Source organism: Streptomyces sp. IBSBF 2435, from assembly GCF_036815005.1.
GTDB lineage: Bacteria > Actinomycetota > Actinomycetes > Streptomycetales > Streptomycetaceae > Actinacidiphila.
This window is the reverse complement of record NZ_JAJSYW010000013.1, coordinates 20,846-40,869: the sequence shown is the minus strand read 5'-3', so window position 1 is coordinate 40,869 and position 20,024 is coordinate 20,846. Positions and strand designations below refer to the sequence as shown.

Annotated in this window: 16 protein-coding genes; 4 read left to right on the top strand and 12 right to left on the bottom strand. The window is 71.8% G+C overall.

Annotation, left to right across the window (positions count from 1 at the left end):
* Positions 1-75 precede the first annotated feature (75 nt).
* The 4 genes from ruvX to V7E46_RS04630 are packed head-to-tail and all read right to left on the bottom strand — an operon-like array spanning position 76 to position 4,015.
* Complete coding sequence (gene ruvX / locus V7E46_RS04645) at positions 76-594, bottom strand: Holliday junction resolvase RuvX (protein WP_333767209.1); 519 nt, start codon at positions 592-594, stop codon at positions 76-78.
* Positions 591-3,260, bottom strand: coding sequence for an alanine--tRNA ligase (gene alaS, locus V7E46_RS04640; protein WP_333767208.1), 2,670 nt, complete (start codon positions 3,258-3,260; stop codon positions 591-593). Before alaS ends, ruvX begins: the two co-directional genes overlap by 4 nt.
* Positions 3,260-3,589 (bottom strand): DUF6167 family protein, encoded by a 330-nt coding sequence (locus tag V7E46_RS04635; RefSeq protein WP_333767207.1) that lies wholly within the window; start codon positions 3,587-3,589, stop codon positions 3,260-3,262. The genes alaS and V7E46_RS04635 overlap by 1 nt, the downstream gene beginning before the upstream one ends.
* Before the next feature lie 6 nt (positions 3,590-3,595).
* Complete coding sequence (locus V7E46_RS04630; protein WP_329180736.1) at positions 3,596-4,015, bottom strand: DUF948 domain-containing protein; 420 nt, start codon at positions 4,013-4,015, stop codon at positions 3,596-3,598.
* A gap of 295 nt (positions 4,016-4,310) precedes the next feature.
* Here V7E46_RS04630 and V7E46_RS04625 point away from each other — a divergent pair, with 295 nt between their 5' ends.
* Entirely contained in the window at positions 4,311-6,473 is a 2,163-nt protein-coding gene (locus V7E46_RS04625) for an ATP-binding protein (RefSeq protein WP_333767206.1), read from the top strand.
* A 17-nt stretch (positions 6,474-6,490) separates the two neighbouring features.
* Here V7E46_RS04625 and rpsD read toward each other — a convergent pair whose 3' ends face one another.
* Positions 6,491-7,105, bottom strand: coding sequence for a 30S ribosomal protein S4 (gene rpsD / locus V7E46_RS04620; RefSeq protein ID WP_329180732.1), 615 nt, complete (start codon positions 7,103-7,105; stop codon positions 6,491-6,493).
* Positions 7,106-7,160: 55 nt separating this feature from the next.
* Between rpsD and V7E46_RS04615 the strand changes: the two genes are divergently transcribed.
* Positions 7,161-7,955 carry a DUF2470 domain-containing protein gene (locus V7E46_RS04615; RefSeq protein ID WP_333767205.1) on the top strand — a complete coding sequence of 265 codons (795 nt, stop codon included), beginning with the start codon at positions 7,161-7,163 and terminating at the stop codon, positions 7,953-7,955.
* A 10-nt stretch (positions 7,956-7,965) separates the two neighbouring features.
* On the opposite strand, the gene V7E46_RS04610 is transcribed toward V7E46_RS04615, so the two are convergent.
* From V7E46_RS04610 to V7E46_RS04600, 3 genes are all read right to left on the bottom strand, one after another.
* Complete coding sequence (locus V7E46_RS04610; RefSeq protein WP_333767204.1) at positions 7,966-9,321, bottom strand: replication-associated recombination protein A; 1,356 nt, start codon at positions 9,319-9,321, stop codon at positions 7,966-7,968.
* Between the two features lie 68 nt (positions 9,322-9,389).
* Complete coding sequence (locus V7E46_RS04605) at positions 9,390-10,046, bottom strand: vitamin K epoxide reductase family protein (protein WP_333767203.1); 657 nt, start codon at positions 10,044-10,046, stop codon at positions 9,390-9,392.
* A gap of 281 nt (positions 10,047-10,327) precedes the next feature.
* On the bottom strand, positions 10,328-11,041 hold the full coding sequence (locus tag V7E46_RS04600; protein WP_333767202.1) for an MBL fold metallo-hydrolase: 714 nt from the start codon (positions 11,039-11,041) through the stop codon (positions 10,328-10,330).
* 294 nt (positions 11,042-11,335) lie between these two features.
* Here V7E46_RS04600 and V7E46_RS04595 point away from each other — a divergent pair, with 294 nt between their 5' ends.
* A complete protein-coding gene (locus V7E46_RS04595; protein ID WP_333767201.1) occupies positions 11,336-12,187 on the top strand; it encodes a peptidylprolyl isomerase in 852 nt (283 codons plus the stop codon).
* Between the two features lie 146 nt (positions 12,188-12,333).
* Positions 12,334-13,563, top strand: a complete 1,230-nt coding sequence (locus tag V7E46_RS04590; protein WP_333767200.1) for a DUF349 domain-containing protein — start codon at positions 12,334-12,336, stop codon at positions 13,561-13,563.
* A gap of 120 nt (positions 13,564-13,683) precedes the next feature.
* On the opposite strand, the gene V7E46_RS04585 is transcribed toward V7E46_RS04590, so the two are convergent.
* From V7E46_RS04585 to secD, 4 genes are all read right to left on the bottom strand, one after another.
* A complete protein-coding gene (locus V7E46_RS04585; RefSeq protein WP_333767227.1) occupies positions 13,684-16,014 on the bottom strand; it encodes a RelA/SpoT family protein in 2,331 nt (776 codons plus the stop codon).
* Positions 16,015-16,318: 304 nt separating this feature from the next.
* Complete coding sequence (locus tag V7E46_RS04580) at positions 16,319-16,879, bottom strand: adenine phosphoribosyltransferase (protein ID WP_333767199.1); 561 nt, start codon at positions 16,877-16,879, stop codon at positions 16,319-16,321.
* 129 nt (positions 16,880-17,008) lie between these two features.
* Positions 17,009-18,202, bottom strand: a complete 1,194-nt coding sequence (secF, locus tag V7E46_RS04575) for a protein translocase subunit SecF (protein ID WP_333767198.1) — start codon at positions 18,200-18,202, stop codon at positions 17,009-17,011.
* The gene (gene secD / locus V7E46_RS04570) at positions 18,202-19,965 is read right to left on the bottom strand and encodes a protein translocase subunit SecD (RefSeq protein WP_333767197.1); all 1,764 of its coding nucleotides are present in this window, start codon (positions 19,963-19,965) and stop codon (positions 18,202-18,204) included. Before secD ends, secF begins: the two co-directional genes overlap by 1 nt.
* Between the last annotated feature and the right edge of the window lie 59 nt (positions 19,966-20,024).

Genomic DNA, 20,024 nt, shown 5'->3' with positions numbered 1-20,024 from the left:
CGGGACTGCCGACCTTGCGAAACGGGCGGCGCCAGAAGGCGCCGCCGTGTCGCGCGGAACGTTACCGTATCGCGATCAGATAAAGGATTGGACGCTCTCCCCCGGAGCTTTGCCTGACACTCGTTCGGTCTCCAGCGCGCTCTGCAGAATGATGACGGCCGCCGCCTGATCGACTACGGAGCGTCCCTTCTTCGCCTTCACGCCCGACGCCCGCAGCCCCTGAGCGGCCGTCACGGTGGTCATCCGCTCGTCCACCAGCCGCACCGGCACCGGAGTGATGATTTTCGCCACACTCAGCGCGAAGGCCCGCACCTTGGCGGCGGCCGGACCTTCGCCGCCGTTGAGCGAGCGCGGCAGTCCGACGACGACCTCGATCGGCTCGTACTCGGCGACGATCTCCGCGAGCCTGCGCAGGGCCGCGGGGACGTCCCGGCCGGGCACCGTCTCGACAGGCGTCGCGAGGATGCCGTCGGGGTCGCAGGAGGCGACCCCGATCCTGGCGTCCCCGACGTCGACGCCGAGCCGCCGGCCGCGCCGTATCGCGGGCCTCGCGGGCTCGGCGTCGCCGCCGGCGAAGGCTTCCGGCACCGTCACGCCTTCTCCGCGACGAGCCGCTGCACGGCCTCGACGGCATCCTGGACGGCGGCCGGGTTCTGCCCGCCGCCCTGGGCGACGTCGTCCTTGCCGCCACCGCCGCCGCCGAGCGCCTTGGCGGCGGTACGGACCAGCTCACCGGCCTTGACGCCGCGCTCGCGGGCGCCCTCGTTGGTGGCGACCACGGTCAGCGGGCGGCCGTTGGCCACCGTGAACAGCGCGACGACGGCCGGACGGCCGCCGGTGATGCGCTGCCGTACGTCGAGCACCAGCCGGCGCAGGTCGTCGGCACCGGTGCCCTCCGGCACCGAGCCGGTGACCAGGGCGAGGCCCTTGACGTCCTGGGCGGTGGCGGCCAGGCCCGCGGCGGCCTGGAGCACCTTCTCGGCGCGGAAGCGCTCGATCTCCTTCTCGGCGTCCTTGAGCTTGGCGAGCATGCCGGAGATCTTGTCGGGCAGTTCCTCGGGGCGGCCCTTGACCAGCTCGGTCAGCTGGGCCACGACGGTGTGCTCGCGGGCCAGGAAGTTGTAGGCGTCCACACCGACCAGGGCCTCGACCCGGCGCACGCCCGAGCCGATCGAGGACTCGCCGAGCAGCTTGACCAGGCCGAGCTGGGCGGTGTTGTGCACATGGGTGCCGCCGCACAGCTCCTTGGAGAAGTCGCCGATGGTGACCACCCGGACGTGCTCGCCGTACTTCTCGCCGAACTCGGCGATGGCGCCCTGCCGTTTGGCCTCGGCGATCGGCAGCACCTCGGCGGTGACGTCGAGTTCGCGGGCCAGCACCTCGTTGATCTTCTGCTCGACGTCGGTCAGCACGGTGCCGGGGACGGCGGCCGGCGAGCCGAAGTCGAAGCGGAAGCGGCCGGGAGAATTCTCCGAGCCGGCCTGGGCGGCGGTCGGGCCCAGGGCGTCGCGCAGCGCCTGGTGGGTGAGGTGGGTGGCGCTGTGGGCGCGGGCGATGGCGCGGCGGCGGACCAGGTCGATCTGGGCGAGGGCGGTGGCGCCCAGGGTGATCTCGCCGACCTGGACGACGCCCTTGTGCACGCTGACGCCGGGCACCGGCTGCTGGACGTCGCGGACCTCGACGACGGCGCCGCCCTCGACGCGGATGCGGCCGGTGTCGGCGAGCTGGCCGCCGCCCTCGGCGTAGAACGGGGTGCGGTCCAGGACGACCTCGACCTCGTCGCCCTCGGTGGCGGCCGGCGCGGGCAGGCCGTCGACGAGCAGGCCGACGACGGTGGCCTCGTTGTGGTTCTCGGTGTAGCCGGTGAACTGGGTGCTGCCCGAGCGGTCGGCGACCTCGCGGTAGGCCGACAGGTCGGCGTGCCCGGTCTTCTTGGCGCGGGCGTCGGCCTTGGCCCGGTCGCGCTGTTCCTTCATCAGCCGCCGGAAGCCGTCCTCGTCCACGGAAAGGCCCTGCTCGGAGGCCATTTCCAGGGTGAGGTCGATCGGGAAGCCCCAGGTGTCGTGCAGCAGGAAGGCCTGGTCGCCGGACAGCACCCGGCCGCCGGCGGCCTTGGTCTCGGTGACGGCGGTGTCGAGGATGTTGGTGCCGGACCTGAGCGTCTTGAGGAAGGCGGCCTCCTCGGCGAGGGCGACGGTCTCGATCCGCTTGCGGTCGGTGAGCAGTTCCGGGTACTGCTCGCCCATCGACTTGAGCACCACGTCGATCAGGTCGGCGGCCACCGGGTCGTGGGCGCCGAGCAGCCGCATGTTGCGGATGGCGCGGCGCATGATGCGGCGCAGCACATAGCCGCGGCCCTCGTTGCCGGGGGTGACACCGTCGCCGATCAGCATCATCGAGGTGCGCATGTGGTCGGCGACCACCCGCAGTGCCACATCGGTGTCCTGCGACTGCCCGTAGCGGACGCCGGTCAGCTCGGTGGCCTTGTCGATCACGACCTGCAAGGTGTCGGTCTCGTACATGTTCTGCACGCCTTGCAGGATCATCGCGAGGCGTTCGAGGCCGAGGCCGGTGTCGATGTTCTTGGCGGGCAGGTCGCCGAGGATCGGGAAGTCCTCCTTGCCCTCGCCGGCGCCGCGCTCGTACTGCATGAAGACCAGGTTCCAGATCTCCACGTAGCGCTCGTCGTTGACGGCGGGGCCGCCCTCGGCGCCGAACTCGGGGCCGCGGTCGTAGTTGATCTCGGAGCAGGGGCCGCAGGGGCCGGGGACGCCCATGGACCAGTAGTTGGGGCCCATGCCGAGCCGCTGGATGCGCTCGGCGGGCACGCCGATCACGTCGCGCCAGATCCGCTCGGCCTCGTCGTCCTGCTCGTAGACGGTGATCCAGAGCTTCTCCGGCTCCAGGCCGTAACCGCCCTGGTCCTGGGGCGTGGTGAGCAGCTCCCAGGCATAGCTGATGGCGCCTTCCTTGAAGTAGTCGCCGAAGGAGAAGTTGCCGCACATCTGGAAGAACGTGCCGTGCCTGGTGGTCTTGCCGACCTCTTCGATGTCCGGGGTGCGGACGCACTTCTGGACGCTGGTGGCACGGGCGAAGGGCGGCTTGACCTCGCCGAGGAAATACGGCTTGAAGGGGACCATGCCCGCCGGGACCAGCAGCAGCGTGGGGTCGTCGGCGATGAGGGACGCCGACGGCACAACGGTGTGTCCGCGCTCCTCGAAGAAGCGCAGCCAGCGGCGGCGGATTTCTGCCGACTCCATCAGTGATCGTCCTTCCGGTCGTACCTGTTGTACGCGATGCCCCGGCGCGGCGCCGGGAGGTCGGTGTCCAGTTCGAGCGGGCCGCGGCGGCGGGCGTCGTCCCCGCCGGTCAGCCCCAGGGCGTCGTGCAGTTCCACTTCACGCTGCGCCATGCCCGTCTTGACGTCGTGGGCGAACGTACGCAGCCGCGCGCCGGTCTCCAGCGCGCGGTCGGCCGCGACCGCCGCCAGGCTGTCCGGGCGGAGCCGGCGCAGCGCGCGGTTGACCTTGGTGGTGGCCCACACTCCGGTGGCGGCACCGGTCAGGAACCAGAACAGACGGCGGAACATGGGGCCTCAGTCCTTCGAGCGGTTGCGGCGGCGGCCGCGCCGGGTGCCGGGCAGCACCGTGCCGGCGCCGCCGGCCTGCAGGCCGACCGCGCGCCGCACCCCGTAGCCGAAGGCCGCGACCTTCACCAGGGGGCCGCCGAAGGTGCTGGCGACGGTCGAGGACAGCGCGGAGGCGTTGGCGGTCACCTCGGCCACGTCCGCGGTGATCGTGTCGACCCGGTCCAGCTGGGTGTGCGCGGAGCGCAGCGCGTCGGTGGCCTCGCCGAGCAGCGGTACGGCCTGCTCGGTGATGCCGGCGACCAGTTCCGTGGTGCGCCGCAGGGTGCTGGACAGCCGCGCGAGCGCGACGGCCAGGAACGACACGAGGATCGCCCAGAACACCGCCACCACGAGGCCGGCCACGCCGGCCACTTCTCCACCGGACACCTTGCCGCGCTCCCTCTCGTCACCAGGCCGATTGACTCCCGAGCCTATCGCGCCGCGGGCTTTCCCCCGTACCGCATTCCCCCGGGGCGCCGCGCGCCCCGCCCTCCTGGTCCGTCCCGCGCCTTCCCCTCCACGCAGGGGGCAACCCACCAGGGGCGCGGGGAACTGCGCGAGCACCCCCGCCGGGGGAAGGTCCGGGCACGGCCAGCGGGGGCGGGGCGGTACCGGCCCGGCGGGGGCGAGCGCGGCCGACCCGCTGTACGTAGCGCGAGCGTTCAAGTACGCTCCGTGCACCATGGAGACTGCGGGCAACCTCCCGTCCGAGCTGACCCGGTTTGTCGGCAGGGCGCCGGAACTCGACCGGTTGACGCGGATGGTGGCCGACGCACGGCTGACCACGGTCACCGGGCCGGGCGGGGTCGGCAAGACCCGGCTCGCGCTGCGTGCCGCCCGGCAGTTGCAGGACCGTTTCCGCGACGGCGTCTGGCTCGTGGAGCTGACCGGCCTGCCCGGCGCGGAATTGGTGGACCACACGGCCGCGGAGGCGCTGCGGCTGCCCGACCACACCGTCAGGGCGCCGCGCGACGCGCTGGCCGAGCATCTGGCCGACCGCGAACTGCTCCTGGTGCTCGACGGCTTCGACCGGCTGGCCGAGCCGTGCGCGGGCTTGGTCGCCGAACTGCTGCGCCGGGCGCCGGGGCTGCGGGTGCTGGCGGCGGGCCGGCGGGCGCTGGGCATCACCGGTGAGCGGCTGCTGCCGCTCGACCCGCTGCCCGCCGATTCCGAGGCGGTGCAGCTGTTCAGCGAGCGGGCCGCCGCTGTGCTGCCCGGCTTCGCCGTGACGGCGGCCAATTCCGCGGCGGTGACCGAGCTGTGCGCCCGGCTCGACGGTCTGCCGCTGGCCCTCGAACTGGCCGCGGTACGGCTGCGCGCGCTCTCGGTGGAGCAGGTGCTCGAACGCCTCGACGACCGTTTCCGGCTGCTGACCGGCGGTGACCCGAGCGCGCCGGCGCGGCACCGGGCGCTGCGCACCGCGATCGGCTGGAGCCATGAGCTGTGCAGCCCGGCCGAACGGCTGCTGTGGGCGCGGCTGTCGGTGTTCGCCGGGCGTTTCGACCTGGAGGCGGTCGAGTACGTGTGCGCGGGCGGCGGCATCGCCGGGGACGAGGTCGTGGAGGCGCTCGCCGCCCTGGTCGCCCAGTCGGTGCTGAGCCGGCAGGAGGACGGCGCGGGCGGCGACGGCGGTCCGGCCCGCTACCGGATGCTGGACAGCGTCCGCGAGTACGGCGCCGGGTGGCTGGCCGCGCTGGGCGACGAGGCGCGGGTCAGGCGCAGGCACCGCGACTGGTATCTGGGGCTCGCCACATGGTGCGAGCTGGACTGGTTCAGCCCGCGGCAGGCGGAGGTCGCCGCGCGGGTGGCGGCGGACCTGCCGAATCTGCGGCTGGCGCTGGAGTTCAGCCTGGACGGGCTGCCGGGCGAGCCGCCGGAGGAGCCGGCGGTCGGCCAGTACCTGGCGGCCGCCTTGTGGTTCTGCTGGGTGGGCTGCGGGCGGCTCGCGGAGGGCAGGTACTGGCTGGGCCGGGCGCTCGACCTGCCGGCTGAGCCGTCGGAGGCCCGCGCGAAGGTGATGTGGGTCTACGGCTACGTGGCGGTGCTCCAGGGCGATTCGGCGGCGGCGCTCGCGGTGCTCCAGGACTGCCGGGACGAGGCGCGCGCGACGGGCAACGCGGTGGCGGAGGCGTACGCGCTGCACCGGCTCGGCTGCCTGGCGCTGGTCTCCGACGACATGCCGCGGGCCGAGCGGTTCATCGACGACGCGCTGGCGCGCTACCGCGGGATCGGCGAGCTGAACAGCAATGTGCTGATGGCGCAGGTCGAGTTGGCGATGTCGGTGGCCTTCCAGGGCGATGTGGAGCAGGCGGTGCGGCTGGCCGAGGAGGTCACGGACATCTGCCGGGACCACGGTGAGCGCTGGACGCTGGCGTACGCGCTGTACGTACGGGGCTACGCGGCCTGGCTGGCCGGTGAGCCGGAGCGGGCCAGGCGGCTGACCGAGGAGTCGCTCGCCATCGACCACGCCTTCGACGACCTGGTGGGGGCGGTGCTGGCGCTCGAACTGCTGGCGCTGATCACCGAGGGCGAGGGCGCGCCGTACGAGGCGGCGGTCCTCCAGGGCGCGGCGGGGCGGCTGTGGGAGTCGGTGGGGCTGCGGCTGTTCGGCTCGCGGTATTTCAACGCGCCGCACACGGTGTGCGAGCAGCGGGTGCGTGCCGCGCTCGGCGAGGCGGCCTACGCGGCGGCGCTGGGCGAGGGCGGCCGGCTGGGCCTGGACGCGGCGGCGCGGCGGGCGCTGGACCGGCCGCGCGGCCCGGTGCGAGGGGAGCAGCGCGGCGGTTCGCGGGCGCCGGCGCCGCGGACGCACAAGCCCGCCGCCTCTCCTGAGGCGGCGGGCTGAGGTGCGGCGCGCGGGGGTCAGCGGGCGTAGTACTCCACGACCAGCTGCTCGTCGCAGATCACCGGGATCTCCTTGCGGTTCGGGTCGCGGTCCAGCCGGAAGGCCAGCGCCTGCAGGTTGACCTGGAGGTAGCGCGGGGACTCGCCGTCGCCGGCCCAGCCGCCCTCGCGGGCCACCAGGAACGGGGTCTTCTCGCGGGAGCGCTCGCGGACCTGGACGACGTCGTCGGGGCGGACCCGGAAGGACGGCTTGTCGACCTTGCGTCCGTTGACCTCGATGTGGCCGTGCACGACCATCTGCCGGGACTGGTAGATGGTGCGGGCCAGGCCCGAGCGCAGCACGAGGGCGTCGAGGCGGCGCTCCAGCTCGATGATCAGCGCTTCGCCCGTCCGCAGGCCGGAGGACTTCTTGGCCTGGTCGTAGGCGCGCCGCATCTGCCGCTCGCTGATGTCGTACTGCGCACGCAGCCGCTGCTTCTCCAGCAGGCGGGTCTTGTAGTCGCTGTTCTGCTTGCGACCACGGCCGTGCTCACCCGGCGGGTAGGGGCGTGCCTCGAAGTACTTGACCGCCTTCGGGGTGAGCGCGATGCCCAGCGCCCTGGACTTCTTGACCTTGGGACGCGACTGATTCACGTGCGTCGAACCTCCGTGTAAATTAGGTAAGGCTTACCTTAACTGAGGAGTGCGCATGATTCGACCCGGGAACCCCGTACCCGACGTGTCCGACCCGCAGAAGCAGTCGGAGCGGTCGCCGCACGGTCAGCCGCGTCCCGACGCGGAAGACGCGCCCCGGCAGCCCTCGGCCGCGGAACGCGCACGCACTCTGGTCGAGGGTAACTCGTCCCCCGCGCTGGTCATTCCCGGTCTCACCCCGGCGCCGGCCACCCCGCTGGTGCCGCTGCGGCACTCCGCGGGACCCACCGGCGACATCTTCCTGCTGTTCCCGCGGGATTCCCCCGCGGTCCGCGCGGTGCGCGCGGCGGCCGGTGACGAGGCGGCGGCTGTGCTGGAAATCACTGACGTGGCCCCGGTCGCGGTACGGCACCGGATCCGCGGCAGGGCGCGGGTCGCCGGCTGGCTGACCGCCGTTCCCGGCGCGTCCTTCGAGCCGGGGGCGGAACTGCTGCGCCTGGAGGTCGGCGAGATCTCACTCGACGACCTGTGGGGCGCCGGCCTGGTCGACCCCGACGAGTTCGCGGACGCCGCCGCCGATCCGCTGGCGGTCCACGAGGCGGACATCCTCCAGCACCTCGCCGCCGCGCACGCCGACGAGGTAGCCGCGCTGTGCACCCTGGTCTCCGGTGCGGGCCGCTGCACGACCGGCGCGGTGCCGGTGGCGCTGGACCGCTTCGGGCTGCGGGTGCGCTTCCACTCCGAGGACGGCGCCTTCGACGCGCGCTTCGACTTCCGCGCCCCGGTGCGGGGCCTCCAGGACGCGCAGCAGGCGATGCGCGAGCTGTTCGCGGCGGCCCGCGAGGACTGAGTCGGCGCCGCTATTCGCCCTTGCCGGCCAGCCGCTCGCGCACCCACTCCAGGACGTCGGCGTACCGCCCCTCGGCGCCGTAACGGGTCGGTTCGTAGTAGCGGCGGCCGGCCAGCTCCTGCGGAAGATACTGCTGGGCGGCGACCGCGCCGGGCACGTCGTGCGGATAGACGTACCCCTGGGCGTGGCCGAGCTTGGCCGCGCCCTTGTAGTGCCCGTCACGCAGATGCGCCGGCACCGGTCCCGCCTTGCCGGCGCGCACGTCGGCGAGCGCGGCGCCGATGGCGGTGGTCGCGGCATTGGACTTCGGGGCCAGCGCCAGGGCGATCGTGACGTGCGAGAGGGTCAGCGACGCCTCGGGGAAACCGATCATCGCCACCGCCTGGGCCGCGGCGACCGCGGTCGGCAGGGCGGTGGGGTCGGCGAGCCCGATGTCCTCGCTGGCCGAGATCATCAGCCGGCGGGCGATGAAGCGGGGGTCCTCGCCCGCGTCGATCATCCGGGCCAGATAGTGCAGCGCCGCGTCCACGTCGGAGCCGCGGATGGACTTGATCAGGGCGCTGGCCACGTCGTAGTGCTGGTCGCCGTCCCGGTCGTAGGTGACCGCGGCCCGGTCGACGGCCTCCTCCAGGGTGGCCAGCGTGATGATGTCCTCGTCCTTGGCCAGCGCCGAGCCCGCACCCGCCTCCAGCGCGGTCAGCGCGCGGCGGGCGTCGCCGCCGGCGATCCGCAGCAGATGCTCCTCGGCGTCCTGCGGCAGGCTCACCGCGCCCGCGAGGCCCTGCTCGGCACTCAGCGCGCGGTGCAGCACCCCGCGCAGGTCGTCGTCGGTGAGCGGTTCGAGGGTCAGCAGCAGGGAGCGGGACAGCAGCGGGGAGATCACCGAGAAGTACGGGTTCTCGGTGGTGGCCGCGATCAGGGTGACCCAGCGGTTCTCCACCGCGGGCAGCAGCGAGTCCTGCTGCGCCTTGCTGAAGCGGTGGATCTCGTCGAGGAAGAGCACGGTCTCGCGCTGGAAGCCGCCGGACTGGCGCTTGGCGCTCTCGATGACCGTACGGACCTCCTTGACGCCCGCGGTGATCGCGGACAGCTCCACGAAGCGCTTGTTGGTGGCCTTGCTGACCACGTACGCCAGTGTCGTCTTGCCGGTGCCGGGCGGGCCCCACAGAATCACCGACGAGGGACCGGCGGGGCCGCCGCCGCTCTCCGCCACCAGCCGCCGCAGCGGCGATCCGGGCCGCAGCAGGTGCTGCTGCCCGACGACCTCGTCCAGGACGCGCGGGCGCATGCGTACGGCGAGGGGGCTGGCCCCGGGGTCGCGCTCCCGGCGTTCCTCTGCGGCGGCGGTGAAAAGATCTGGCTCCACGCCTTGCAGCGTAGGTCACCGGTCGGACAGTCGCGCCTCCCGCCGGCGGGAGCGGTCACCGCGGGGCGTCAGATGACGGTCTTCCAGTAGTACCAGAAGTGCACCAGGATCAGCATCGCGATCACGCCGTACCAGAGCACCGGCACGACCCAGTGGAATTCCAGCACCAGGGCGCGGGCCTTGGCCGGGACCTTGATCAGGCCGTGTTTGATGTTGTGCACCGCCGTGTACCAGAACGTGGCGATGGTGACGATCCAGGCCAGGCAGCACCACAGGCAGATCGCGTTGATGTTGTAGATCGTCTGGTACTGGAGCCAGGAGATGAAGCACACACCGAACAGGCCGCCGGCCTGCAGGCCGTACCAGAACCACGGCTTGTAGCGGGCGCCGGCGAACATACCCATGGCCAGCGTCATCAGCACCGGGAAAGCCGCCAGGCCGATGATCGGGTTCTGGAAGCCGAAGACGTGTGCCTGCGAGCTCTCCATCACGCTGCCGCACGAGATGATCGGGTTCAGACTGCACCCCGGGGTGTACGTCCGGCCCTCGACTTTCGCCTGCAGCAGCTTGAACTTGTCATCGGTGATGACGAAGGAGGCGACAAGACCCAGAACGCCGCTGATCAGCAGGAGCCATGTGAAGGGCTTGCCCGCTGCGATGCCGTCGGCCGGGCGTGGTTCGCTCTCGCCGTCCGTTCGCGTCTCGTCCAGGGCGGAAGTCGTCATGATGGCCGATCTCTAGGTCCGTGGGGGCGGGCACCCCTCATTGTGCACCAGGGCGGTCAGGAGGGAATAAGCGTGCGCCGCCTGTGATACACGGACGAGCGGTTTACGCCGGCCTGTCCTTGACGGCCGCCGCTCTCCGGCCGTGCGCCGCCTCGGCTGCGGCCGACTGCCCGCGTGGCCGAGCACGCTGGGCCGCGCACGGCTCGTACAGACGATCGCCGACCGGGGGGCGTGGCGGCACGTTGACGCCGGGCCCGGGCCCGGCGGCCGGACGGTGTCGGTTACAGGCCTCGTCGTGGAGCCGCCGGGGGCGGGTCCGCCGGACCGCGGGCCGCTTCGCCCAGGTAGGGGTTGGTGGCGCGCTCGCGGCCGATGGTGGTCTGCGGGCCGTGGCCCGACAGCACCACGGTGGAGTCGTCGAGCGGCAGGCACACGCGGACCAGCGACGCGTACAGCTCGGTCAGGGAGCCGCCGGGCATGTCGGTGCGTCCGACGGAGCCGGCGAACAGCAGGTCGCCGGAGAACAGCACGGACGGGATGTCCGCGGCCTCGGGCAGCCGGAAGGTCACCGACCCCTTGGTGTGGCCGGGCGCGTGCGCGACGCCGAACTCCAGGCCGGCGAGCGTGAGGCTGCTGCCGTCGCTCAGTTCCCGCAGATCGTCGGGCTCGCCGATGGTCAGTTCGCCCAGCAGCGGCTGGCCGATGCTGCGGCCGAGCGCCTTCTCCGGGTCGCCGAACATGTAGCGGTCCGCCGGGTGGATCCAGGCGGGCACGTCATGCGCGCCGCACACCGGGACCACCGAGGCGACATGGTCGATGTGGCCGTGGCTGAGGATGACGGCGACCGGCTTGAGGCGGTACTTGGCGAGCGTGTCCTCGACACCCTGGGTCGCGAGGTGGCCCGGGTCGATGATCACGCACTCCTCGCCCGCGGCGGGGGCGACCACATAACAGTTGGTCCCCCAGGCCCCGGCGGGGAACCCGGCAATGAGCACGTTCGTCCTTCTGTCGTCCGTCGGCGGTCCCGGCAGTTCACGAGCCTACCGGCGGGCACATCGCGGTCGCGAACACGTATCGGGCGCGCATCGGCGTGTTTGCGGACTGGACTGGACCCGCTGCAGGACGCGAAGATCTGCGCACACACCCGTGTCCGCGGCACACGACCGCTGACACACAGTAAACGCACAGCTCACACGGCCTGCGGCACAATACGCCACGGGGCGAAGGACAACACCCCCGTACCAGACGCATCACACGGCAGACGACACGAGCGACCGGGAGACGGCGAAGTGGTCACCAAGGATCAGCGGCGGCGGCAGCTCGCCCGGGAGAAGTTCGAGCGGCAGCAGGCGCGCCGGGTGGATCACCACCGCAAGTCGCGCCGCCGCAACGCGGTGATCGCCGCGGTGATCGCGGTGGTGGTCGCCGCGGGCGGCACCGCGTGGGCGGCCGGCGCCTTCGACGGCAGCTCGAAGAAGAAGGACGACGCGGCGGGCGCCACCCCCAGCGCCACGCCCTCGGGGACGGCCGCGCCGACCAAGGTGCCCGACCCGTGCGCGAAGCCCGAGGCGGGCAACCCCGGTACGGCGACGTGGAAGAAAGCGCCCGCGATGGCGATCGACAAGAGCGCGAAGTACACCTTCACGCTCAAGACGACCTGCGGCGACATCCCGATCGCGCTGGACGCGGCGAAGGCGCCCGCGACGGTGAACTCGTTCAAGTTCCTCGCGGACAAAGGTTTCTTCGACCACACGCGCTGCCACCGGCTGACCACCAAAGGCATTTACGTGCTCCAGTGCGGCGACCCGACCGCGAAGGGCAGCGGCGGCCCCGGCTACACGATCCCGGACGAGAATCTGACGGCCTTCGGCAAGGCGGACGCCACCAGCGGCAGCGTCGTCTACCCGGCGGGCACCGTCGCGATGGCCAACAGCGGCCCGAACACCGGCGGCAGCCAGTTCTTCCTGGTCTACAAGGACAGTCCGCTGCAGCCCAACTACACTCCGTTCGGCACGATGAGCGCCGACGGCCTCAAGGCGCTGGACAAGATCGCCGGCGCGGGTGACAACAGCGGCGGCCAGGGCGACGGCGCACCGAACGCCACCGCCGTGATCAACAAGGCGACCGTCAGCAAATCCTGAATCCCCCCGCATCGGATGCGGACAGCCGGGGCGATGGTCGCCTATGTTGGCGTTGGACCGGTCAGTGCGCACAGCCCGGCCGGAGAGACACTGTGGAAGATGCCCGTCAGCCGCCAGCCGGCAGGGCGTCACGTGGAGGAGGCGCTGTGAGCAGCGACCCGTGGGGCCGCGTCGATGAGACGGGGACCGTGTACGTGCGTACGGCCGACGGGGAGAAGGAGGTCGGTTCGTGGCAGGCGGGCTCCCCCGCGGAGGCGCTCGCCTACTTCGAGCGCAAGTACGAGGGTCTCGTCGTGGAGATCGGCCTCCTGGAACGGCGGGTGCGGACCACCGACCTCGCGCCGAAGGACGCGCTGGCCGCGATCGAGCACCTGCGGACCTCGGTGACCGAGGCGCACGCGGTGGGCGACCTCGCGGCGCTCGGCGTCCGGCTGGACGCGCTGGTCGCCCTGGTGGACTCGCGGCGCGAGGAGCGCCGGGCGGCCAAGGCCAAGCAGGGCGAGGAGGCCAAGGCCGCCAAGGAGCAACTGGTCACCGAGGCCGAGCAGTTGGCCGAGAGCGAGCAGTGGCGCACCGCGGGTGAGCGGCTGCGGGCGCTGGTGGACACCTGGAAGGGCCTGCCGCGGCTCGACCGCAAGGCCGACGACGAGCTGTGGCACCGTTTCAGCCATGCCCGTTCGGTGTTCTCCAAGCGCCGCAAAGCGCACTTCGCCTCGCTCGACGCGCAGCGCGAGGAGGCCAGGCGGACCAAGGAGAAGCTGGTCACCGAGGCGCAGGCGCTGTCGGGCTCCACGGACTGGGGGCCGACCGCGGCCCGCTACCGGGAGCTGATGACGGACTGGAAGGCGGCGGGGCGCGCACAGCGCGAGGCCGAGGACGACCTGTGGAACCGGTTCCGCGGCGCCCAGGACGTCTTCTTCGCCGCCCGCGCCGAGGTGTTCGCCGAGCGGGACGGTGAGCAGCGGGACAATCTCGCGGCCAAGGAGCAGCTGGTCGTGGAGGCCGAGAAGCTGCTGCCGGTGACCGACCTGAAGGCGGCGCGGGCCGCCTTCCGCACCATCAACGAGCGCTGGGAGGCCATCGGCCATGTGCCGCGGGACTCCCGGCCGCGCATCGAGGGCCGGATGCACACGGTGGAGCGGGCGCTGGCGGACTCCGAGGAGGCCGAGTGGCGGCGCACCAACCCGGAGGTCCGGGCCAGGGCCGCGGGGCTGACCGGCCAGCTCCAGGCGGCCGTGGACAAGCTGCGCGACCAGGTCGACGCGGCGCGCTCCGCGGGCAACACCGCCAGGGCCGACAAGCTCGCGGCCGAGCTTGAGGGCCGCCAGGCGCTGCTGGACCAGGCGCTCAAGGGTCTGCAGGAATTCGGCGGCTAGACCCGCGTGAGCGAAAGGCCCCGGCACGCTGCTCGTGCCGGGGCCTTTCGCCGTGTACGGCCGGCGACCGCCGTTCGGCGTGCCGGTCGCGGCTGCCGTCCGCCGTCTGCGGGCGGCGGCTCAGCGCTGGCGGCCCGAGGTGACCCGGTAGACGTCGTAGACGCCCTCGACGCCGCGGACGGCCTTGAGGACATGGCCCAGGTGCTTGGGGTCGCCCATCTCGAAGGTGAAGCGGGAGGTGGCGACCCGGTCGCGGGAGGTCTGGACGGCCGCGGACAGGATGTTGACGTGCTGGTCGGACAGGACCCGGGTGACGTCCGACAGCAGCCGGGAGCGGTCCAGGGCCTCGACCTGGATGGCGACCAGGAAGACCGAGGACTGGGTGGGCGCCCACTCCACGTCGATGATCCGCTCGGGCTGCTGGGACAGCGAGTCCACGTTGACGCAGTCGGCCCGGTGCACCGACACGCCGTTGCCCCGGGTGACGAAGCCGATGATGGGGTCGCCGGGGACCGGGGTGCAGCAGCGGGAGAGCTTGACCCACACATCGCTGGCGCCCTTGACCACGACCCCAGGGTCGGCATTGGCCCGGCGCTTGCTGCGGCCCGGTGACGGGGCGGTGATCTCCTCGACGTCCTCGGTCGCGCCCTCCTCGCCGCCGAGCGCGTCCACCAGTTTCTGCACCACGGACTGCGCGGTGATGTGGCCCTCGCCGATCGCCGCGTACAGGGCGGAGATGTCGGGGTAGCGCATCTCGTGCGCCAGGGTGACCAGCGAGTCGCCGGTCAGCACCCGCTGGATCGGCAGGTTCTGCTTGCGCATGGCGCGCGCGATGGCGTCCTTGCCGTGCTCGACGGCCTCCTCGCGGCGCTCCTTGGAGAACCAGGCGCGGATCTTGTTGCGCGCCCGCGGCGACTTGACGAAGCCGAGCCAGTCGCGGGACGGCCCGGCGCCGGCCGCCTTGGAGGTGAAGACCTCGACCAGGTCGCCGTTGTCCAGGGTGGACTCCAGCGGTACGAGCCGGCCGTTGACCCGGGCGCCTATCGTGCGGTGGCCGACCTCGGTGTGCACAGCGTAGGCGAAGTCGACCGGGGTGGCGCCGGCCGGCAGCGCTATGACGTCGCCCTTGGGCGTGAAGACGAAGACCTCGCTCTGCGACAGGTCGAAGCGCAGCGACTCCAGGAATTCGCCCGGGTCCTCGGTCTCCTTCTGCCAGTCCAGCAGCTGGCGCAGCCACGCCATGTCGTTGACCGCGTCGTCCTTCTTGTCGGAGCGCGGGCTGTCGGTGCGCACCTTGGAGGCCCCGGCGACGGCCTCCTGCTTGTACTTCCAGTGCGCGGCGATGCCGTACTCGGCGCGCCGGTGCATGTCGAAGGTGCGGATCTGCAATTCCACGGGCTTGCCGCTGGGGCCGATGACCGTGGTGTGCAGCGACTGGTACATGTTGAACTTCGGCATCGCGATGTAGTCCTTGAACCGGCCGGGGACCGGATTCCATCGCGCGTGGATCGTGCCGAGTGCCGCGTAGCAGTCCCTTACCGTGTCGACCAGCACCCGGATGCCGACCAGGTCGTAGATCTCCGCGAAGTCCCGGCCGCGGACGATCATCTTCTGGTAGACGCTGTAGTAGTGCTTGGGGCGGCCGGTGACGGTGGCCTTGATCCTGGCGGCCCGCAGGTCCTGCTGGACCTGGTCGGTGACGACGGCCAGATACTCGTCCCGCTTGGGGGCGCGCTCGGCGACCAGCCGGACGATCTCGTCGTACATCTTGGGGTAGAGGATGGCGAAGGCCAGGTCCTCCAGCTCCCACTTGATGGTGTTCATGCCCAGCCGGTGGGCCAGCGGGGCGTAGATCTCCAGGGTCTCGCGGGCCTTCTTCTCCTGCTTGTCCCGCTTGAGGTAGCGCATCGTGCGCATGTTGTGCAGCCGGTCGGCGAGCTTGATGACCAGGACCCGCGGGTCCTTGGCCATGGCGACGACCATCTTGCGGACCGTCTCGGCCTGCGCGGCCTCGCCGAACTTGACCTTGTCGAGCTTGGTAACGCCGTCCACCAGCAGCGCGACCTGGTCGCCGAAGTCCCTGCGCAGCTGGTCGAGGCCGTACTCGGTGTCCTCGACGGTGTCGTGCAGCAGTCCGGCCATCAGGGTGGCAGGGTCCATGCCCAGCTCGGCCAGGATGGTGGTGACGGCCAGCGGGTGGGTGATGTACGGGTCGCCGCTCTTGCGCTTCTGGCCGCGGTGCCAGCGCTCGGCGACCTGGTAGGCGCTCTCGATCTGCCGCAGCTGTGCGCTGTCGCCCTTGGGGTCGTTGCCCCTGACGACCCGCAGCAGCGGTTCGAGCACCGGGTTGTACGGGCTGGAGCGCTGCACGCCGAGCCTGGCCAGCCGGGCGCGGACCCGGCTGGAGGACGCACCGGGCCGGGTCGGCGCGACGCTGCCCGGGGTCCGCACCGGCCGGACGCCGGGCGCGGCGCCCTGCGGCGCGTCCTGCTCAGCGGCGTCCTGCTCGGGCGCGTCCGTGCCGCGTGCGGCCGGTTCGGTACCGCTCGCTGCGTCGAGTGGCTGGGCCTGGTCTGGCAAGTGCACTCCTCACGCGGGGTAGAACACCCATGGTAACGACCTGGGCCGACACCCGGGCGGGCGGAGCCCCCGGCCGCCGCCGGACGCCCCCGGCAGCCCCTGCGCGGGGCCGCGGCGGCCCGTACGGCACTGTACGGGCGCGTGGCGGCCCCGCGGGGGCTCCGGGGCGTGCGTGTCAGATCGTGACCAGCGCGTCCAGCGGGGTGTCGCCCAGGGCCGGGAGCAGCCGCTGCCGGCCGCCGAGGAAGGCCAGCTCCAGCAGGACCGCCACGCCGACGACGGTGGCGCCGGTGCGGCGGACCAGATCCAGGCTGGCCTGCGCGGTGCCGCCGGTGGCCAGCACGTCGTCGATCAGCAGCACCCGGTCGCCGGGCGCGAAGGCGTCGGTGTGCACCTCGATCTCGGCGGTGCCGTACTCCAGCTGGTACGCCTGCCCGTGGGTCTCGCCCGGCAGCTTGCCGGCCTTGCGCACCGGGACGAAGCCCAGGCCCGCGCGGACGGCGGCCGGCGCGGCCAGGATGAAGCCGCGCGCTTCGAGACCGACGACCTTGGTGGCGCCGCGCTCGGTGCACAGCGCGGCCAGCGCGTCGACCAGGGCGCCGAAGGCCACCGGGTCGGCCAGCAGGGGCGTGATGTCCTTGAACATCACGCCGGGCTCCGGGTAGTCCGGTACGTCCCTGATGTGGGCGAGCAGCAGTTCGCGCAGCTCGGCGGACGCGGTCTCCGTGGTGGTCATCGCGCTTGTCTTCCTCGGCTTCCTGATGGATGTCTCCCCCGGCATTGTCACCCGCACGGCACGCGAAGGCCGCCCGGTCGTGCGGACCCGGGCGGCCTGTGCGTACCGTTCCTGCGTCTTTCCCGCGGATCAGCGCCGCTTGCCCGAGGGGCGGTTGCGGCCTCGGGTGCCACGGCTGCCCGACGGGGTGCGCGGGCTGCGCGTGGCGCCCTGCGAGCGGGGGGCGACCACGCCGGCCGCCGCGGACGCGGTGGCCTCCTCGTCGTCGTCCTCCGGGTGGTCGGCCTCGTCGTCGTACTCGTCGAGGTCGCGCGGGTCCTCGCCGCGGGCCTCGGCCTCTTTCGCCTTCTGCGCGTCGGACGCGCGCTTGGCCAGCACCCGCTTGTGCAGCGCGCGCATCTGCGGCTCGCGCTCCTTGAGGTCCGCCACGATCGGGGTCGCGATGAAGATCGAGGAGTACGCGCCGGCGGTGAGGCCGACGAACAGCGCGAGCGCGATGTCGTTGAGCACGCCGGCGCCGAGCAGGCCGCCGCCGATGAACAGCAGCGCGGCGACCGGCAGCAGCGCCACGACGGTGGTGTTGATCGACCGCACCAGGGTGCCGTTGAGGCTGCGGTTGGCGGCCTCGCTGTAGGTGCGCTGGTTCTGCTTGGTGATGCCCCTGGTGGCTTCCTTGAGACCGTCGAAGACGACGACGGTGTCGTACAGGGAGTAACCGAGGATGGTGAGCAGGCCGATCACCGTACCGGGGGTGACCTCGAAGCCGACGATCGCGTAGACCCCGGTGGTGATGGTGATGTCGTGCAGCAGCGCGACGAGCGCCGCCGCCGCCATCCGCCACTCGAAGGCGATGGCCAGGTAGACCACCACCAGGACCAGGAAGATGATCAGCCCCTGGAGGGCCTTGCGGGAGATCTCCTTGCCCCAGCTCGGGCCGACGATCTCCGCGTCGATCTTCGACGGGGTGATCTTGAGGTCCTCGCCGATCTTCTGCTGGACGTCCTTGGAGGTCGCCGTGGAGATGTCGCTGACCTGGATGCGCAGGCCGCCGTTGCCCAGCTTCTGGATCGTGGCGTGGTGGCCCGCGGTGTCGCCGGCGATCCTGTCCTGCGCCTGGGACGACGAGATCGACGTCTTGGGCGTGGTGAAGACCGCGCCGCCGGAGAACTCGATGCCCAGCTTGAGGCCGTTCACCACAAGCCCGACGACCGCGGCGACCGTGATCAGGATGGACACGCCGTACCAGAGCCGGCGCTTGCCCACGAAGTCGTAGCTGACCTCGCCCCTGTGCAGCCGGTGACCGAGAGTGCTGATCTTGGACATCAGGCTTCCTTCGTCTCGGAGCTGTGGGTGCGGCGGACACGGCGCAGCGGCGCTTTGACCCCGAGGCTCTTCGGGTCCAGGCCGGACCACCGGTGGCCGTCGGCGAAGAACGCGCGGCGGGCGAGGATCGTCATCAGCGGCTTGGTGAACAAGAACACCACGGCGACGTCGAGCAGCGTGGTCAGGCCGAGGGTGAAGGCGAAGCCTCGGACCTTGCCGACGGTCACGACGTAGAGGACGGCGGCGGCCAGGAAGGACACGAAGTCCGACACCAGGATGGTGCGCCGGGCCCGCGGCCAGCCGCGGGCGACGGCGGGCTGGAGAGACCGGCCCTCGCGCAACTCGTCCCTTATGCGTTCGAAGAACACGATGAAGGAGTCGGCGGTGATACCGATGGCCACGATCGCACCGGCGACCGCCGGCAGGTTCAGCGCGAAGCCGATGGCACGGCCGAGCAGGCACATGATCGTGTACGTGAGCGCGGCCGACGTCAGGAGGCTCAGGATCGCCACGAAGCTCAGGCCGCGGTAGTAGGCGAACATGTAGAGCACGACGAGCGCCAGGCCGACGGCGCCGGCGATCAGGCCGCCGCGCAGCTGCTCACCGCCGAGGGCGGCCGAGACCGTGGTGATGTCGGAGGGCTCGAAGGCCAGCGGCAGCGAGCCGTACTTGAGCACGTTGGCCAGGTCCTCGGCGTCGTTCTGCTTGAACGAGCCGGAGATCTGGGCGCTGCCGCCGGGCAGTGCCTGGGCGACCGAGGGGGCCGACTTGACCTCGCCGTCCAGGTCGATGGCGAAGCGGTTGTTCGGGTCGGTCTGCTTGGACAGGTCGCCCGTGACGGAGGTGAACTGGCTGGCCCCCTTGGAGTCGAAGGTCAGGTTCACCACCCAGCCGTTGCCCTGCTGGGTGTCGAAGGCGGCGTTGGCGCCGGAGATGCGCTTGCCGTCGATGAGGGACGCGCCGAGCACGTACTTCGACCACTGGCCGCCCTCCTCACCGCAGGCGACGACCTTCTGGGTCGGCTTGGCACCCTCGGTGACCGCCTGCCGCTGCTTGGCGTCGGAGCAGTCGAGGGCGGTGAACTTCGCCTGGAGGTCGGCCGGGACCGACAGGTCGCCGCTGCCGGTGGCGGTGCCCGGGTCGGTGGTCCCCGGGTCGGTGGCCGGCGGGCTGGTGGGCAGCGGGGTGGGCGCCTTGTTCACACCGGAGGTCAGCGCGCCGGTGACGGCGCGGCCCTGGGAGCCGGTGCTGGCCGAGGGGGAGCCGCTCGCCTTCGGGGTCGCGGTACTGCCGGCGGAGGACGACGGCGAGGGAGTGGCGCTGCCGGACGGGGCCGGGGTGGCCGGCGACGGGACACCGCTGGCGACCGCGAGCACCTGGCGGAAGTACAGCTGGGCCGTGGTGCCGACCTGGTCCTCGGCCTGCTTGGCGTCGGTGCCCTTCGGGATGTTGACGATGATGTTCTTCGATCCCTCGGTCTGCACCTCCGCCTCGGAGACGCCAAGACCGTTGACACGGTTGCCGATGATGCTCACCGCGGTGTTCATGTTGGCCTTGTTCACCGCACTGCCCTGGTTGGGCTTGGCGGTCAGCGTGATGCTGGTGCCGCCCGCCAGGTCGATGCCCAACCGGGGTGTGGTGTCGCCGGAGAGAAAGATGCCTCCGGTCATCGCCACCAGGGCGATGAGGATCACGGCCAGCGCGCGCTCGGGGTAGCCCTGACTCCCCGAGGACGACCTGCGGCCCTTCTTGGCTGCTGCCACCTTCTTGTTTCTCCCTGTCCTACGCACCGGAGCCTGCGCGCTCACGGGTGGTGACGAGT

Coding starts and splice junctions, on each gene's coding strand:
- alaS (WP_333767208.1), bottom strand. CDS start 3,260: ATGGAGTCGGCAGAAATCCGCCGCCGCTGGCTGCGCTTCTTCGAGGAG.
- V7E46_RS04635 (WP_333767207.1), bottom strand. CDS start 3,589: ATGTTCCGCCGTCTGTTCTGGTTCCTGACCGGTGCCGCCACCGGAGTG.
- V7E46_RS04625 (WP_333767206.1), top strand. CDS start 4,311: ATGGAGACTGCGGGCAACCTCCCGTCCGAGCTGACCCGGTTTGTCGGC.
- V7E46_RS04615 (WP_333767205.1), top strand. CDS start 7,161: ATGATTCGACCCGGGAACCCCGTACCCGACGTGTCCGACCCGCAGAAG.
- V7E46_RS04605 (WP_333767203.1), bottom strand. CDS start 10,046: ATGACGACTTCCGCCCTGGACGAGACGCGAACGGACGGCGAGAGCGAA.
- V7E46_RS04580 (WP_333767199.1), bottom strand. CDS start 16,879: ATGACCACCACGGAGACCGCGTCCGCCGAGCTGCGCGAACTGCTGCTC.
- secF (WP_333767198.1), bottom strand. CDS start 18,202: ATGTCCAAGATCAGCACTCTCGGTCACCGGCTGCACAGGGGCGAGGTC.